A 14,198-nucleotide genomic window follows, 5' to 3' on the forward strand; every position below is an offset into this window, starting at 1 on the left:
CTCCATCGAACCAATTGGCTCAACAGGCGTCTAGTAGCTCAGCGCGCCGGCGTCATTGCGATGGCGCAATCAGCGCTGTTTAGTCGGCGCTACCTTCGGCCAAAAGACGCAGTGCCGTGGCGTCGCGGACCAGCAGCTTCTGTCGTCCACCCTGGACCAGCCCCTTGGTCTCCCATGCGCTCAGAATTCGGGACACGGTGTGCAGGGTGGTGCCGGTCATCTCAGCGATGTCCTGGCGGGAGATGGGGAAGTCAATACGGATGCCGGCACTCTCGATCTTGCCGGCCTGTTTGATCAATCGAAGCACGGCGTGTGCGACGCGGCGTTCGACTTCTTCGGTCGCCATTTCGCGAATACGCGTATGGGCTTCCTGCAAGCGCTCGCCGATGGTCCGCATGGCGTTGACCGCCAGATGCGGGTTCTTTTCGACGAAGAGATCCCACACCTCCGTTGGCCAGCAGATAACCACGCTTTCAGCCGCTGCTGTGGGTGTGCCGGGATAATCCTGCCGTTGCAGGGCCTTGGCAAAGCCGAAGATATCGCCGGGGTGAACAACCCGGACGATGATCTGCTGCCCGTCAGCGGTGACCTGGGTCACCTTGAGGCGTCCGTGCAGCAGCAGGAAAAAGTGTGTTGCGGCAGCGCCCTGTTCGAAGACTGCTTCGCCAACGGCAAACCGGCGGAGTGAGGCTTGCGCCAGCAGGTCGTCAAGCTCGCTGTCGCTGAGCTTGTTGAACAGTGGCAGGGCGCGCACCAAACTTCGGTCTATTCCGGCCAAGATCACCGTCCCATCGTGTCGTTGGCTTTGCCTACCACGATTGACGGCTTTGGGGGTACAGCGAAATCAGATGTGCAGCATGGTCCGCAGTCGCTCGGTCCAGCTGGGACGGCGCACGAGGCGGAAGCCGAAGTTGGCAGGCGGGGTGCCAACCGAGCATCCACCGCTCTTGGCGTCGCGCACAAATACACTCATTGGTGCACGGTGCTGGCCATCCAATACGCGGATTGAGCAGGCCGGCGTCTCAGTCAGGAGAATACCAGCCGCATCGATTTGCACACGGCGGTGGCAGGTCTGGGTCCATTCCCACACATTGCCAGCGATGTCGGCAACGCCGTGTTCGTTCGTGCCAAAGCTACCCAGCGGCAGTGGCATACGGCCGCTGGCGGTTTTCCGTTTGGCTTCCAGTTCATAATCAGCCAGCCAGCGCAGTGCTGGATTGGCGCTGTCGTCGACGCCGAGGGCCTCGTCGGGCCGGTTAGCACCGGCCGCGAATGCCCATTCCCGATCCGTCGGGAGGGTCCAGGTCTGACCGGTCTGGCGAGACAACCACCCCGCATAGCGGATAGCGTCCTCATAGTTGACACCCGTTACCGGGATATCGCCTTGACCGACATTTTGCGGTGCCGCTGGCGCACAAGCGCCCTGGGTGACGCAACGTGCGTAATCGGCATCGGTGACCTGGAACTGCATGATGGTGAGGGGCGCGGGCAAGCGGGTTTTCAGCAGTGGCGCGTCAATCGCGTTGCCCTCGCGGACAAAGCTGCCGTCAGGACGATAGATGAAATCTGCCGGGGCTAGCGTAACGATCGCCGGACCAGCCATGGCAGCAGATCGGCCATTCATATCTGGCAGGTTCAGTTGCAGGCCTATCAGCACAACGCCGACGAGTAGCAACCCTGCGGGCAATGCCATGGAATTGGCGATGGCGGTCCAGGGGCGGGGCAGGGCGAGCATTGTGGCGCTCCAGGTGGGGGTGTGATGCGGCACACCAATGGCGCCGCACCCATGTTTGGGTATTTCAGATCAGATTGGGCTGGGGGCCATGACACCGGTCATCAGGTCGTCATCCCATTCGCCGGTCACCTTGAAGTGGCCTGCAGCGCCCAGTTCGAACGCCTCGATCAGGTTGTGGTTGACGTAGGCGTAGATGCCGGGTTGCAGGAAGGTGTAGAGGGCGACGCCCGCAGCACCGCCAGCGACGAACCAAGTCTCGAGGCCGACGTCAGGCTGATTGCCGAACTTGCCACCGGGCCAGACAAAGTCGCCGTGGCCACCAATCAGGTGCGGGCGGGTGTCTCGGTTGGCCTGGGAATGGACCACGAGTACGCGTTCACCCACAGCGGCCGTCATGGCATTCTCGCCCGTCAGCGCGCCGACCTTGCCATTAAACACGACATGGCTGGGTTTAAGCGTGCGCATCACCTCAAGAGTGTCAGCATAACCGTCACCAATGCTCTCGTAGGTGATGTAATTGCCGTCTGCGTCCTTGGGCACGTAGAAGTCCTGCTCGCCGACATAGTAGACGCGGTCGTAGCCAAGAGCATTGCCCTTGCCGTCATTCAGGCCTTCACGCGGCAGCACCATGATGGCGCCATTCATGCCGGCCGTGACATGCCAGGGGACCATGCCGGAAGGCGCGCAATGGTAGACGAAGGCGCCGGTCTTGGTCGCCTTGAAGCGCAACACAGCCTTTTCGCCAGGGTTTACCTCGGTCAGTTGGGCGCCGCCCAGCGCGCCCGTGGCGGCGTGGAAGTCGATATTGTGCGCCATCAGATTGGTGTCGGGATTGATCAGCGTCAGTTCGACGTAGTCACCTTCGTGAACAACCATTAGCGGCCCGGGAACCGAGCCATTGAACGTCATCGCCCAGATGGTTGTGCCATCTTCATCGACTTCGTGCACTTTTTCTTCGATCACCATGGTGAATTCGACGATCTTGGGACCGCCTGTAGCCACCTGTTCATGCGTATGCACGAAGGGTGGTGCCACCAGCTCGACCTTTACCCGTTCCAGCGTGGAGACATCAACGACCGGCGCCATTGCTGCTTCAGCGGTCGCAGGCAATACTGTGGCAAGCTGAACTGCGGCGCCTATTGCTGTGGCGCCAACAAGTAGATTGCGGCGCGAAATCCCATTATTGATTGTCATGACACTTTCCTTAATTCCGGGTTCGGCCTGTCAGTGCCGGTACGGTTTCGGGATAGGCCCAATATCATTACCTCTCTTTGATCAAGCGCAAATTAAAATCATATTTTCGGCCGCGGAATTGTTATAAATATTTGATTTGGGACAAAGATAGACGAGGGGCTTGCGCCTAGAAGGTCGCCAACGGGACCGCTCTGGCCCCATTTCTCAAGGAGACCGAAGATGAGCAATGTCCTCAAAGCCCTGATCGCAGCCGCCGCAATTGCCGGCTTTGCGGTTGTGCCAGCCATCGCTGCCGATTTCGAGATGCATATGCTCAACAAGGGGGATGCTGGCGCAATGGTGTTTGAACCTGCTTTTGTTCAGATCCAGCCCGGCGATACCGTGACATTTGTACCCACTGACAAAGGGCACAACGCCGAAACTATCAAGGACATGATCCCTGAGGGTGCAGAGACCTTCAAGAGCAAGATCAATGAGACCTTTACCGTCACTTTTGATGTTGCCGGTGCCTATGGCATCAAGTGCACACCGCACTACGCAATGGGCATGGTCGGTATGATTATGGTCGGTGACGACCTGGCCAATCTGGACGCCGTCAAGGCCGTCAAGGTTCCCAGGAAGGTTGGGGAACGCTTCGATGCCGTTTATGCCGAACTTGGCCTGTAGGGCCACAACGCATCAACAAAAAGCCCGCAGGGTCACCTGCGGGCTTTTTTGTCTCCGGCTAGCCCGTCACCGGTCGCAGCGATCTCGGTACTATCAGACCAACGAGGCTAGACGTATTGACGCCAGTTATGCTGTTCCTTAAAGCCGAGGACGTCACGGATCTTGCGATTGGAGATCGGTGCTTCTGTTGTACCCATCGTCCGGGTAATAGGGGTATTTGGTGCCCATTTGGCAAGGAACTCTGCGGTCGGCTGATCAGCCGTGATCTCGTCGTTCACCGCATTGAATACCTGATAGCCGAGGCCATCCTTTTTCACGCAGAGATCAACGATCTGGCCCAGATCACGGGCATCGATATAGCTCCAGGCATTGCGTTTGCGCGAAGCCGGGTTGGCGATGAAGTCGGGGAACATGGCGTATTCATGGGGCTCGATCACATTGCCGATACGCAGGGCATAGATGTCGATACCGCTTCGCATGGCGAAGGCACGTGCCGTCTTTTCATTGACCACCTTGGACAGGCCGTAGCTGTCCATTGGATCGCTGTCGTAATCTTCCTCAAGCGGGAAGCTGTGATAGTCCTTGTCGCCCTCGGCAAAGCACACCCCATAGGTGGTCTCGCTGGATGCGATGATGACCTTCCTGATCCCCAGCTTTACCGCCGCTTCGATGACGTTATAGGTCGAGATAACGTTGGCACTGAAGGTGGTGTTGTCCGGGCGTAGCAGCACGCGCGGCACCGCTGCAAAGTGGACGAGGGCGTCAACTGGTGCTGGGCCGGCGCCGGTGGTGAAGCCATCGAAATCAAAATGCATCGAGAGTGCGTTGAAAGCCTGTCCACTCTCGGTCAGGTCTGCGGTCAACGTGTTTACGCCGGGATGGTCCAGCGGCACCAGATCGACATTGAGAACGCTGTGGCCCTGATCGAGCAGGTAGGGCACGACATGGCGCCCGGCCTTGCCGCTGCCGCCAGTGAAGACAATTCGCTTAATCATGATTGCAGTCCTTCAGTGAGAGTTAGCGCGCCGACCAGATAGGGCTAGCGCTAAAATCCGAGGTTCTGGCGCCAGGCCAGGCCGGCGAGCGTGTCGCCCGCGGGGCGATATTCGAGGCCGACGAAACCGTCATAGCCACTGGCATCGAGGTGACGCAGGATGCGGCCGTCATCGAGCTCCCCGCTGCCTGGTTCGTGGCGGTCGGGAACGGCGGAAATTTGCACGTGCCCGATCATGCCGATCAATGTGTCGATGCTGCGGATGATGTCGCCGTGCAAGATCTGCCGGTGATAAATATCGTATTGCAGTTCGAGATTGGGCAGACCGAGTTCAGTGACGAGGTCGGCTGCAAAGCCAAAATCACTGAGAAAATATCCCGGCATGTCGCGCGCATTGATCGGCTCGATGACCATGGTCAAGCCATGCTCAGCCGCGCGCTGACAGGCATGCGTAGTGTTTTCGCGGTAGGTCGCGACCGCTTGAGGATCCGTCCTGTCGGCTAGCCCGCTCATCATGTGAAGGCGATGGGGGCGCAGGACGCTGGCATAGCGTAACGCGGCGCTTACCGATCGTTCAAAGTCGTTTCTACGCGCGGGCAGGGCCGCCATACCGCGGTCGCCAGCCTCCCAATCGCCTGGCGGCAGGTTGAAAAGGGCGAGTTGAAGATTATTGCGCTCCAACTGCTCAGCAATCTGGTCTGGCTCATGGGCATAGGGAAACAGGAACTCGACCGCTGAGAAACCAGCCGCCGCGGCTGCGGCGAAGCGGTCCAGAAACTCAAGCTCATTGAACATCATCGACAAATTGGCGGCGAGCTTGACCATTGCCTAGTGCTCCTTGGCCTGAGGAAGATTGATGCCGGTTATCTGGGCGATGAGGCGGGCGGGCGATGCGTCATCATCGCGGCCCATGCCCGCAGCGGCGGTGGCCAGAAAGAGTTGCAATGCGGAAGCGGCAATCGGCAGGGGAAATGTCTCCGTTCGTCCGATATCGCTGACGATGCCAAGATCCTTGGTGAAGATGTTAACGGCGCTTTTGGGTGCGTAGTCACCTTCGAGGATGTGTGGAACGCGGTTCTCGAACATCCACGAATTGCCAGCAGAGGCGGTGATAACCTCATAGACCTTGTCGATATCCAGGCCGAGTTTGCTGGCAAAGGTGATGGCTTCGCACGCGGCGGCGATGTGGACCCCCGCGAGCAGTTGGTTGACGATCTTGAAGGAGGCGCCGATGCCGGGCGTTTCGCCGAGTTCGTAGACCTTGCCAGCCATGGCATCGAGTGCGGGCCGCGCAACGGCGAACGCGTGCGGAGATCCCGATGCCATGAAGGTCAGTTCGCCCGTGCCGGCGCGCGCAGCGCCCCCACTCATGGGGGCGTCGAGGTAGTGGATGTCGCGTTGACTGCATCGTTCTGCCAGGGCGCGAACCGCGTCAGGAGCCATGGTGGCGCAGGAAATCACCACGCCGCCCGGCACCATCGCCGGCACAATGCCGTTGTCGCCAAACAGCACTGCTTCGGTCTGCGCTGCGTTGACCACAACAACCACCGCGATTTGTGCGCCTTTGGCCGCATCGGCTGGACTGGTACAGGCCCGAGCGCCCAAGTCACCGAGTGCGGCGGTCGCCGATGCGGTAACGTCATAGCCACTCACCGTATGGCCAGATGCCAGCAGCGATTTGGCCATGCCAAGTCCCATGGACCCAAGTCCGATCATCGCCACAGCGAGGCTGGTTGTTTCTGTCATTGGAGGGCTCCGCGTGAATTTGGTGCGCTGGAGTATTCGGTCGTTTCAGAGATTGCGATCCCCGGAAATGCCAATTATGTTAGCGCTGTCATGTTGCTTGATCATGGCTACTGTCGGATAGGGAGTCAATGAAGTCAGATCAGCCCAAGTTGACGTCATCGGTAGGCAAACGACTGGCGCAGCGGCGTCAGGGTGTCACGCTCGCGGACGTTGCGCGCATAGCAAAGGTCAGCGAAATCACGGTGTCGCGGGTTTTGCGGCGTCAAGGTGCCATTGCCGAGTCGACGCGTGAGCGGGTCTTGGATGCGGTTCAACATGTCGGCTATGTGCCCAACCGGCTGGCAGGAGGACTGGCATCTTCGGGATCGAAGCTGGTGGGCGTAATCGTGCCGTCGCTGACCAATATAGTGTTTCCCGAGGTGCTGGACGGTATTCGGTCGGCGCTGGCCGATACCGGGTTTCAGGCCGTTATCGGCGTCAGCGACTATGATTTGAACACCGAGGAAGAACTGGTGGCGTCCTTGTTGGCCTGGCGCCCCGAGGCGATGGTCATTGCTGGCGTCGAGCACACGCCCGTGGCGCGGGCCATGCTTGAGGGCAGCGGCGTGCGGATTGCCGAAATCATGGAAATTGACAGCCAGCCCATCGATTTGGCGGTTGGCCATTCGCATCGGCAGGCCGGCTATGACACGGGCCGGTATCTGATCGACAAGGGGTATCGCCGCTTTGGCTATGTCGGTCACGACTGGACAGCGGATCGGCGCGCGCAGCTTCGCCATGATGGCCTGGTCATGGCGCTCGCCGAGGCTGGCCTCGAGCTGATTGACCGATCTCTGCACGATGGACCGAGTTCGACAGCATCTGGCCGTAGCGTGCTGGCCGCACTTCTGTCGCGCCAGAGCGCGCTTGATGTCGTGGTATTTTCCAATGACGACATGGCCACGGGTGGCGTGTTTCACTGTATGAGCGCGGGCATTGTTCCCAAGGTCGATCTTGGCCTGTTTGGCTTTAACGGCCTCGATATTGGCCAGGCGCTGCCCACACCGTTGTCGACACTGCGGTCAAACCGTTTTCTGACGGGCAGGACGGCGATCGAAATGCTGCTCAGGCAACGTGATCGACCTATGCAGCCGGAGATCATCGATACTGGCTACCAAATCCTTCCCGGCGCCACAGCTTGAGGGCCACATGACCAATTCCATCCTGCTCGGCGCGATTGCCGACGATCTGACCGGGGCCACCGATCTGTCGCTGATGCTGGCGCGCAACGGCATGAAGACCGTGCAGGTGATCGGTGTTCCTGAAGAGGGCGCTGATTTCGGTGATGCCGAGGCTGTCGTGGTGGCGTTGAAGTCTCGGACGATTCCGGCTGATCAGGCTGTTGCCATGGCGCTGGCGTCAGCTTTGGTGCTGCGTGCCGCTGGCACCGAACAGTTCCTGTTCAAATATTGCTCGACCTTCGATTCGACAGATGCGGGAAATATTGGCCCGGTCGCCGAAGCGCTGATGGATCTCCTCGATGTGCCCATCGCAATCGCTTGCCCGGCATTTCCCGCGGCCGGGCGATCGGTTTACCAGGGGCACCTGTTTGTCGGATCGTCGCTGCTCTCGGACAGTGCGATGCGAGATCATCCTTTGACTCCCATGCGCGATCCCAATCTGGTGCGGGTGCTGCAAGCTCAGTGCGCGGCCCGCGTCGGACTCCTGCCACTCGATATCGTTTCGGCCGGGGCCGAGGTAATCAATGCGGTCCTGCACAAGGCGCAGCAAGCCGGCTTCCGTCTGATGATCGCCGATGCGGTTCGGGATGCAGACCTTCGGGTTCTCGGCAAGGCGCTGGCCGGAGCCAGGTTGATTACCGGTGGGTCTGGTATCGCCATGGGGTTGCCTGAGAACTTCCGCTTGCAGGGGCGGATTGGCAGTGCGGCGGTGCCAGAGAAAATGGCAGCCCCTGCTGGCAAGTCAGTCATTCTTGCGGGCTCCTGCTCGGAGGCAACGCGAGGGCAGGTGGACGAGGCGATTGCGGCTGGTCGCCCAGCCCTGAAGATCGTTCCAGCTGATGTGGCAGCTGGTAGCCAAACGGTTTCCGATGTCGCCAACTGGGTGCTGGCCAATACCGACGCCGGGCCCGCGCTGGTTTACTCCAGCGACGAGCCTGATGCGGTGCGCGCGGTTCAGGATAAGCTCGGCAAGGACGAGGCCGGGCTGCTGGTTGAGCATCTCCTGGCCAACCTTGCCGTCATTCTGCGCGACAACGGCTTTTCACGGTTCATCGTGGCCGGGGGCGAGACCTCAGGCGCGGTTGTTGCCGCTCTGGGGGTGTCCAGCTTGCGGATTGGTCCGGAGATCGCGCCAGGGGTGCCGTGGACACGCAGCGTTGGTGGGCCCGATCTGGCGCTAGCGCTGAAGTCGGGCAATTTCGGCGCGCCTGACTTTTTTCAGACGGCCTGGGACTTGCTCCAGGACTGAGCTCTCAATTTAACGCGAACAATGGCGCTGCAAAAGCAGCGGGAAAGGACAATCCAATGTCTGAGGAGACAATCGAGCGCGAGGCCGTGGGCTTTATCGGGCTGGGCATGATGGGGCACGGCATTGCCAAAAATATCGTCGAAAATGGCCATCCTTTGTCGGTCATCGCGCACCGCAATCGCAAGCCGGTCGAGGACCTTGTCGGGCGCGGCGCTGTTGAGGTGACCTCATTGGGTGAGTTGGCCAGGCAATCGAATGTGGTCTTCTTGTGTGTAACCGGTTCGCCGGAGGTTGAGGCTGCCGTGCGCGGGCCGGACGGACTGTTGACCAATCTGCGGCCTGGTTCGGTCGTGGTGGACTGTTCCAGTTCTGATCCGACATCGACTGCCATGCTCGCGGCAGAGTTGAAGGCCAGAGGGATCGATTTTGCTGATGCGCCGCTGAGCCGGACGCCGAAAGAGGCCTGGGAGGGTACGCTCGACACCATGGTAGGGGCGGATGATGCGGTGTTCGCACGGTTGCAGCCGATCCTGGATACCTGGGCGGCCAAGATCGTGCATATCGGTGGGGTTGGTGACGGCCATCGAATGAAGCTGCTCAACAACTTCATTTCGCTTGGCTATGGAGCCATCTATGCCGAGGCTCTGGCACTTGCTGAGCGGGTGGGCATTTCGGCCGAGCGTGTTGATAGCGTGATCAGCGGGGGGCGCATGGATTGTGGCTTCTACCAGACCTTCATGCGCTACACGCTTGAGGGAGATCGCGATGCCCACAAGTTCAGCCTGGCCAATGCCTTCAAGGATTTACGTTATCTGGAATCGATGGCCAATGGGGCAGGGCTGGTCAACCCCGTGGGCAATGCGGTGAAGAATTCCTATGCCGCAGCCGTGGCAGCAGATGGTGCCGGCGACTACGTGCCCATGCTGCCCGCCTATATCGACAGGCTAAACGGCGGCAAGTCCAAATAGGGACGACCCGAAGCCCCGTCGGGGCTTCGGTCAGCAAAGATGCTGGTCATGGATTGGTAAAGTCGAACGGGGGGGCGCCCGCGTTCGACTTTAGCCGATATACCAAATCTTGCGCGGGTCGTCGGGAGCTCGCTAATAGTTGAATGCGTCATCGACCAGTCGCGCCATGTCGTAGCGCGGATGCCAGCCCAGGAGTTGCCGCGCCTTGGCATTATCGAGCCAGTTGGAATGAAACGGCGTCTCTATTGTCACGCTGGTCAGGTTACGCGTCTGTTTCAGGTGCTCGGCCACGGCGCCATAATCAACCGGTTGGTTCATCGCAATATTGAACAGGTTCTGGCGACTTGCGGGATTGTCGAGCGCAGCGAGCATGGCATTCACCAGATCAGTGACATGGATGAAGTTGCGTTTTAAGGTTGCGCCGGTGCTATCGAGCAGAATTGGAACCTTACTGGTGGTGGCGTACTCAGTTCGTTGCGCGGACGTCAGCAATTGGTCCCAATCGGGACCGCCGAACTGTTGGTCAAAATCCAGGACATGGCGGAAATCATCCTTTTCCATGATCCAGGGTGCCCGCAGGCAGCAGCCATTAATGCCGTACTGGACGTAGTACTGCTCCAGCATCACTTCTTCGAGCACTTTGGATAGGGCGTAGACGCCGGGGTAGGGCTTGCGGGGCGAGTTTTCCGTAATGGGGGAGTCGTAGCTGTTGATGATGTGGCCGACGACGCAATCGCCGCCAATCAACATGAACTGACGCGCCGTGGGGCTCTGACGATAGCTTTCCAGCATCCAGAACATGCCTTTGACCGACACATCCATGGCGGACAGAGGGTCTTCCTTGACGGTTGCCATGTGGATGACATGGGTCACACCAGCCATGGCCTGCTCGACAGCCTCGCGGTCGGCGATAGAGCCGCGCACCGATTCGAGACGGTCGCGCGCGGACAGGGTGCGATTGTGGCATAGGGCGCGGATGCGCAGGTCAGGCCAGCGGGGGTCTGCAAGCAACTGATCAAGAAGTACGCGGCCGACCTTGCCTGTCGCGCCGGTTACCAGAACGAGCATTGCGATAGTCCCTTGATTATACGCGCGCATTTCGCGCGGGTTCTGTCATCATCGGGCAATGCTAACGCATGAAACGCAAAAGAACGACCGTGTTGTTGATGGTTCTTTAGGCGTGACCTGTCCGACGCTTTCCCCGGAATTGCGGGCCTGAACGGACATCTGTCTGCATAATTCCCCTTGCCAATCACAACGTAGTTGATAACGTTATGACGTAATTGATCGGGTAACGTCAAAAATGGCGACCGGTCTATGGGAGGAGAAATCGATGACTGTATCCATCAGAATTCCGTCTTCTATCCGTCGCCGTGCCATCCTGGCTGGCGCGACCGCTGCGCTGCTTGCAAGCGTGGCACCGCACGCTGCATTGGCGCAGGACCTCAGTGGGGAATTGTCCATTCTGCAGTGGCAAACCGGCACCGATGGCAAGATGTGGCAGGAGATCGGTGAGAAGTTCACCGAAATGCATCCAGGCGTGACCATTCGCGAATTTCTGCCGGCTGGTGCCCAGGGTGATCCGCGCGCCGGCATTCGTACCGCCATCATGAGCGGCGAAGTTGTCGACGTGATCATCAATACCTGGCCGGCCTTCCGGGCAGAACTGGTTGACGCCGGCATTTTGCGTCCGATCGATGATGAGTGGGCGCAGTTTGGCTGGGACGACAAGCTGAACCAGTCGTGGCGTGATCTGGGGTCGATTGATGGCACCACCTATGGCCTGACCTACACGTACGGTGATCGCTCGGGGATCTGGTACAAGACCGCGCATATGGAGAAGGCGGGTATTACTCCACCAAAGACCTGGGATGAGTTCCTCGCCAGCTTCGAAAAGCTCAATGCGGCAGGCTATGGAACCGCTGTTGCAGTGCCTGCCAAGTTCTGGGCACACGCAGAGTGGTTTGAATCGCTTCTGCTGCGCACGGCAGGGGTCGAGACTGCCGCGCAACTGGCCGCACACGAGATCGCCTGGACCGATCCCAAGGTAAAGGGTGCGCTGGTCAAGTTTGCCGAGATGCTCAATGCGGGTTGTTGCGGTGATCCAGCGGTAATGTTCGCCAATGATCTGGGTGAGTCCTACGCGCAGATATTCCGCGCCGATGAGGCCAACTACATGCTGATCGGTATGTGGACCAATTCGCTGCTGAAGAACGATTACGGCCTAACCGAAGGCGAGGACTACTCACTGCTGCAGTTCCCGGCTCTGGGCATGGGCTTTGACGACACCTCCAGTGTCGACACCAAAGAGCTCAACGTGACGACCAATGGTAGCAATCCCGAGGCCGCTAACGCCTTCCTCGACTTTATCGTTAGTGCAGAAGCGTCCAATATCATGGCCAGCTATGGCTATGCGTCGCCGAGCAAGGCAGCCGATGCTTCTCTATTGGGGCCGGTACAGCAGATTGCGACCGAAGCGGTCGCGCAATCCAAGGTTCAGTTTGTGCTTGGCGATTTGCTGCCGGGTGACCTGGTCGATGAATATCGTGTCCAGTTGCAGAAGTTCCTGGCCGATCCGTCTGAAGCCAATATTGACGCGGTGTTGACCGCTATCGAAGCCAAGGCAATGGAAGCCTACTGATGGCACAACCCGTCGCTCCTTTTGCGCCAGTCGCGACGGACAAGGGTTCCTCCCCCCTGGGTGGTGGGCAGCGCGAGCTGCTTGCCACCCGCGGGTGGCGGCTCAAGGACACGCCTGCGGCCTGGTTGCTGATCGCGCCGGTGTTGATCCTGTTCGGTATCGCGGTGGTTTATCCGCTGATCGAGACCATCCGCTTGTCGTTCTTTGACATCAAAGGGCTGGGCAAGCCGAAATATATCGAATTTGGCAATTACATCAGGCTGTTCTCCGACCCGGGGTTCCGCAGTACGCTGACAACAACGCTTATATTCACTGTTGGAACCGCCGCGATCTCGGTGACGCTGGGCTGGATTCTGGCAATGCTTTGCGCCTTCGCGCCCCGCGAGACACTGCCATTTCGCGTCATGATTTTTGTGACCTTTGGTATATCCGAGGCGGTCTCGGGCTATATCTGGATCAATATCCTGCGGCCTGACTCGGCGGGACTGCTCAACAGCGTCATCGGCATTTTCTCGCCGGGCTTTACCCATCCGTGGTTGGGGGACGCCAATACCGCTCTGGCATCGCTCATATTCGTTGTCGCCTGGAGCGGTGTGGGGCTGCCGCTCATGCTGTGTTTTGCCGCGGTGCAATCGATCCCCAAAAGCGTATTGGAAGCCGCCTATATGGATGGTGCCAAGCCGCTGTCGATCATGCGCCACATCATGGTGCCGCTGTCGCTCCCGGGCGTGCGGGTGGCTATTTTCATCAACCTTCTTGGCGCCTTGCGCGCCTTTGACATCATTTATGTGCTGACTGGTGGCGGACCTGTTCGCGCCACTGAGACGGTGGGCTTTTTCATGTACCGGGAGTCCATGACGCAGTTCAAACTTGGCTACGGCGCTGCGGCGACCGTGGTGTTGCTGGTTGCCGTGTTGATCGTTTCAACACCGGCCATCATGCAGCGTACGGCAGGTGCGAAATGAACGGTCGAGTTCCGTATGGGATCGTTGCGCTGGTTGGCGTATTTGCCTTCATCTGGCTGATCCCTGTGGTGGGCATTGTCGTCACGTCGATCCGACCACCGTCCGAGATTACCTTGGGGTGGTGGCGGCTGGATGAAGTCAGTTTCACTCTGAGCGCATGGATCCGGGTGTGGGAGGAGTACCCACTGGCCAATGCCTTCTGGTTTACGGCACTCTTGGCCGGAATAGCGACGATCAGCACGATGCTGCTGACGCCGGCGGCGGCCTATGCATTCCACTTTCTCAAGTTTCCATTCCGCCGCCTTTTGCTGGTGCTGATCATCAATGCCTTCGTCCTGCCGCAGCAGGTGGTGATCATTCCGTTATTCCAGTTGTGGCGGGACCTCGGGCTGATCGACAATATCGCCGCCGTGCTGATCCCTTATGTCGGGCTGAGCTTTGCCTGGTCGATCTTCCTCGTGAAGAACTTCCTTGAGGACTTTCCCAAGGAACTTATCGAGGCAGCCCGGATCGACGGTTGCGGCGCAATCTCTTCGCTACTGCATGTGGTGCTGCCCAATGCCCGCAGCCCGATCTTTGCGGTGGGTATTCTACAGTTTCTTTGGACCTGGAATGCGCTGCTGCTGCCCATGCTGTTCCTGCGCAGCAATGTGCCGCTGCCGGTACTGCTGACCAAGGTGGCAGGTACCTATGAGTCCAATTGGGATCTGCGCTCGGTCGCCGCGATTGTCACCACCATCGTTCCATTGCTGGTCTTCATGATTTTTCAGCGTCAGTTCGCAGCCGGGTCGCAAACCCGTAGCGGCGCCAAGGAGTAGTT

Annotated in this window: 14 protein-coding genes; 7 read left to right on the forward strand and 7 right to left on the reverse strand. The window is 59.2% G+C overall.

Annotated features, from left to right (window positions below; translation table 11 throughout):
- Positions 1 to 79: 79 nt before the first annotated feature.
- The 3 genes from KD146_RS06290 to nirK all read right to left on the reverse strand — a co-directional run bounded on the left by KD146_RS06290 (position 80) and on the right by nirK (position 2,929).
- On the reverse strand, positions 80 to 778 hold the full coding sequence (locus KD146_RS06290; protein ID WP_212657859.1) for a Crp/Fnr family transcriptional regulator: 699 nt from the start codon (positions 776 to 778) through the stop codon (positions 80 to 82).
- 66 nt (positions 779 to 844) lie between these two features.
- On the reverse strand, positions 845 to 1,735 hold the full coding sequence (locus KD146_RS06295) for an SUMF1/EgtB/PvdO family nonheme iron enzyme (protein ID WP_212657860.1): 891 nt from the start codon (positions 1,733 to 1,735) through the stop codon (positions 845 to 847).
- Between the two features lie 69 nt (positions 1,736 to 1,804).
- The gene (nirK, locus tag KD146_RS06300; RefSeq protein WP_212657861.1) at positions 1,805 to 2,929 is read right to left on the reverse strand and encodes a copper-containing nitrite reductase; all 1,125 of its coding nucleotides are present in this window, start codon (positions 2,927 to 2,929) and stop codon (positions 1,805 to 1,807) included.
- A gap of 219 nt (positions 2,930 to 3,148) precedes the next feature.
- Here nirK and KD146_RS06305 point away from each other — a divergent pair, with 219 nt between their 5' ends.
- Positions 3,149 to 3,595: a pseudoazurin gene (locus KD146_RS06305; protein WP_212657862.1), complete on the forward strand. Its 447-nt coding sequence runs from the start codon at positions 3,149 to 3,151 to the stop codon at positions 3,593 to 3,595.
- 107 nt (positions 3,596 to 3,702) lie between these two features.
- On the opposite strand, the gene KD146_RS06310 is transcribed toward KD146_RS06305, so the two are convergent.
- Genes KD146_RS06310 through ltnD form a run of 3 tightly spaced genes read right to left on the reverse strand, consistent with a single transcriptional unit; the run spans position 3,703 to position 6,335 of the window.
- On the reverse strand, positions 3,703 to 4,590 hold the full coding sequence (locus tag KD146_RS06310) for an NAD-dependent epimerase/dehydratase family protein (protein WP_212657863.1): 888 nt from the start codon (positions 4,588 to 4,590) through the stop codon (positions 3,703 to 3,705).
- A gap of 50 nt (positions 4,591 to 4,640) precedes the next feature.
- Positions 4,641 to 5,414 (reverse strand): 2-oxo-tetronate isomerase, encoded by a 774-nt coding sequence (gene otnI / locus KD146_RS06315; protein WP_212657864.1) that lies wholly within the window; start codon positions 5,412 to 5,414, stop codon positions 4,641 to 4,643.
- Between the two features lie 3 nt (positions 5,415 to 5,417).
- Positions 5,418 to 6,335 (reverse strand): L-threonate dehydrogenase, encoded by a 918-nt coding sequence (gene ltnD / locus KD146_RS06320; RefSeq protein ID WP_212657865.1) that lies wholly within the window; start codon positions 6,333 to 6,335, stop codon positions 5,418 to 5,420.
- Between the two features lie 128 nt (positions 6,336 to 6,463).
- Between ltnD and KD146_RS06325 the strand changes: the two genes are divergently transcribed.
- The 3 genes from KD146_RS06325 to KD146_RS06335 are packed head-to-tail and all read left to right on the forward strand — an operon-like array spanning position 6,464 to position 9,772.
- A complete protein-coding gene (locus tag KD146_RS06325; protein ID WP_212657866.1) occupies positions 6,464 to 7,516 on the forward strand; it encodes a LacI family DNA-binding transcriptional regulator in 1,053 nt (350 codons plus the stop codon).
- Positions 7,517 to 7,523: 7 nt separating this feature from the next.
- The gene (otnK, locus tag KD146_RS06330) at positions 7,524 to 8,804 is read left to right on the forward strand and encodes a 3-oxo-tetronate kinase (RefSeq protein ID WP_249327598.1); all 1,281 of its coding nucleotides are present in this window, start codon (positions 7,524 to 7,526) and stop codon (positions 8,802 to 8,804) included.
- Positions 8,801 to 9,772: an NAD(P)-dependent oxidoreductase gene (locus tag KD146_RS06335; RefSeq protein WP_345790814.1), complete on the forward strand. Its 972-nt coding sequence runs from the start codon at positions 8,801 to 8,803 to the stop codon at positions 9,770 to 9,772. The genes otnK and KD146_RS06335 overlap by 4 nt, the downstream gene beginning before the upstream one ends.
- Positions 9,773 to 9,904: 132 nt before the next feature.
- On the opposite strand, the gene KD146_RS06340 is transcribed toward KD146_RS06335, so the two are convergent.
- On the reverse strand, positions 9,905 to 10,840 hold the full coding sequence (locus KD146_RS06340; protein ID WP_212657868.1) for an NAD-dependent epimerase/dehydratase family protein: 936 nt from the start codon (positions 10,838 to 10,840) through the stop codon (positions 9,905 to 9,907).
- A 265-nt stretch (positions 10,841 to 11,105) separates the two neighbouring features.
- Here KD146_RS06340 and KD146_RS06345 point away from each other — a divergent pair, with 265 nt between their 5' ends.
- The 3 genes from KD146_RS06345 to KD146_RS06355 are packed head-to-tail and all read left to right on the forward strand — an operon-like array spanning position 11,106 to position 14,196.
- Positions 11,106 to 12,413 (forward strand): ABC transporter substrate-binding protein, encoded by a 1,308-nt coding sequence (locus KD146_RS06345; RefSeq protein ID WP_212657869.1) that lies wholly within the window; start codon positions 11,106 to 11,108, stop codon positions 12,411 to 12,413.
- Positions 12,413 to 13,378 carry a carbohydrate ABC transporter permease gene (locus KD146_RS06350; RefSeq protein ID WP_212657870.1) on the forward strand — a complete coding sequence of 322 codons (966 nt, stop codon included), beginning with the start codon at positions 12,413 to 12,415 and terminating at the stop codon, positions 13,376 to 13,378. The genes KD146_RS06345 and KD146_RS06350 overlap by 1 nt, the downstream gene beginning before the upstream one ends.
- Positions 13,375 to 14,196, forward strand: coding sequence for a carbohydrate ABC transporter permease (locus tag KD146_RS06355; RefSeq protein WP_212657871.1), 822 nt, complete (start codon positions 13,375 to 13,377; stop codon positions 14,194 to 14,196). Before KD146_RS06350 ends, KD146_RS06355 begins: the two co-directional genes overlap by 4 nt.
- Positions 14,197 to 14,198: the final 2 nt, after the last annotated feature.

Source organism: Devosia litorisediminis (assembly GCF_018334155.1).
Lineage (GTDB): Bacteria > Pseudomonadota > Alphaproteobacteria > Rhizobiales > Devosiaceae > Devosia > Devosia litorisediminis.

Bases quoted from the DNA above. Each gene is read 5' to 3' on its own strand.
- ltnD (WP_212657865.1), bottom strand. From the start codon at position 6,335: ATGACAGAAACAACCAGCCTCGCTGTGGCGATGATCGGACTTGGGTCC.
- KD146_RS06305 (WP_212657862.1), top strand. From the start codon at position 3,149: ATGAGCAATGTCCTCAAAGCCCTGATCGCAGCCGCCGCAATTGCCGGC.
- KD146_RS06310 (WP_212657863.1), bottom strand. From the start codon at position 4,590: ATGATTAAGCGAATTGTCTTCACTGGCGGCAGCGGCAAGGCCGGGCGC.
- KD146_RS06345 (WP_212657869.1), top strand. From the start codon at position 11,106: ATGACTGTATCCATCAGAATTCCGTCTTCTATCCGTCGCCGTGCCATC.
- nirK (WP_212657861.1), bottom strand. From the start codon at position 2,929: ATGACAATCAATAATGGGATTTCGCGCCGCAATCTACTTGTTGGCGCC.
- KD146_RS06355 (WP_212657871.1), top strand. From the start codon at position 13,375: ATGAACGGTCGAGTTCCGTATGGGATCGTTGCGCTGGTTGGCGTATTT.
- KD146_RS06295 (WP_212657860.1), bottom strand. From the start codon at position 1,735: ATGCTCGCCCTGCCCCGCCCCTGGACCGCCATCGCCAATTCCATGGCA.
- otnK (WP_249327598.1), top strand. From the start codon at position 7,524: ATGACCAATTCCATCCTGCTCGGCGCGATTGCCGACGATCTGACCGGG.
- otnI (WP_212657864.1), bottom strand. From the start codon at position 5,414: ATGGTCAAGCTCGCCGCCAATTTGTCGATGATGTTCAATGAGCTTGAG.
- KD146_RS06350 (WP_212657870.1), top strand. From the start codon at position 12,413: ATGGCACAACCCGTCGCTCCTTTTGCGCCAGTCGCGACGGACAAGGGT.
- KD146_RS06325 (WP_212657866.1), top strand. From the start codon at position 6,464: ATGAAGTCAGATCAGCCCAAGTTGACGTCATCGGTAGGCAAACGACTG.
- KD146_RS06340 (WP_212657868.1), bottom strand. From the start codon at position 10,840: ATGCTCGTTCTGGTAACCGGCGCGACAGGCAAGGTCGGCCGCGTACTT.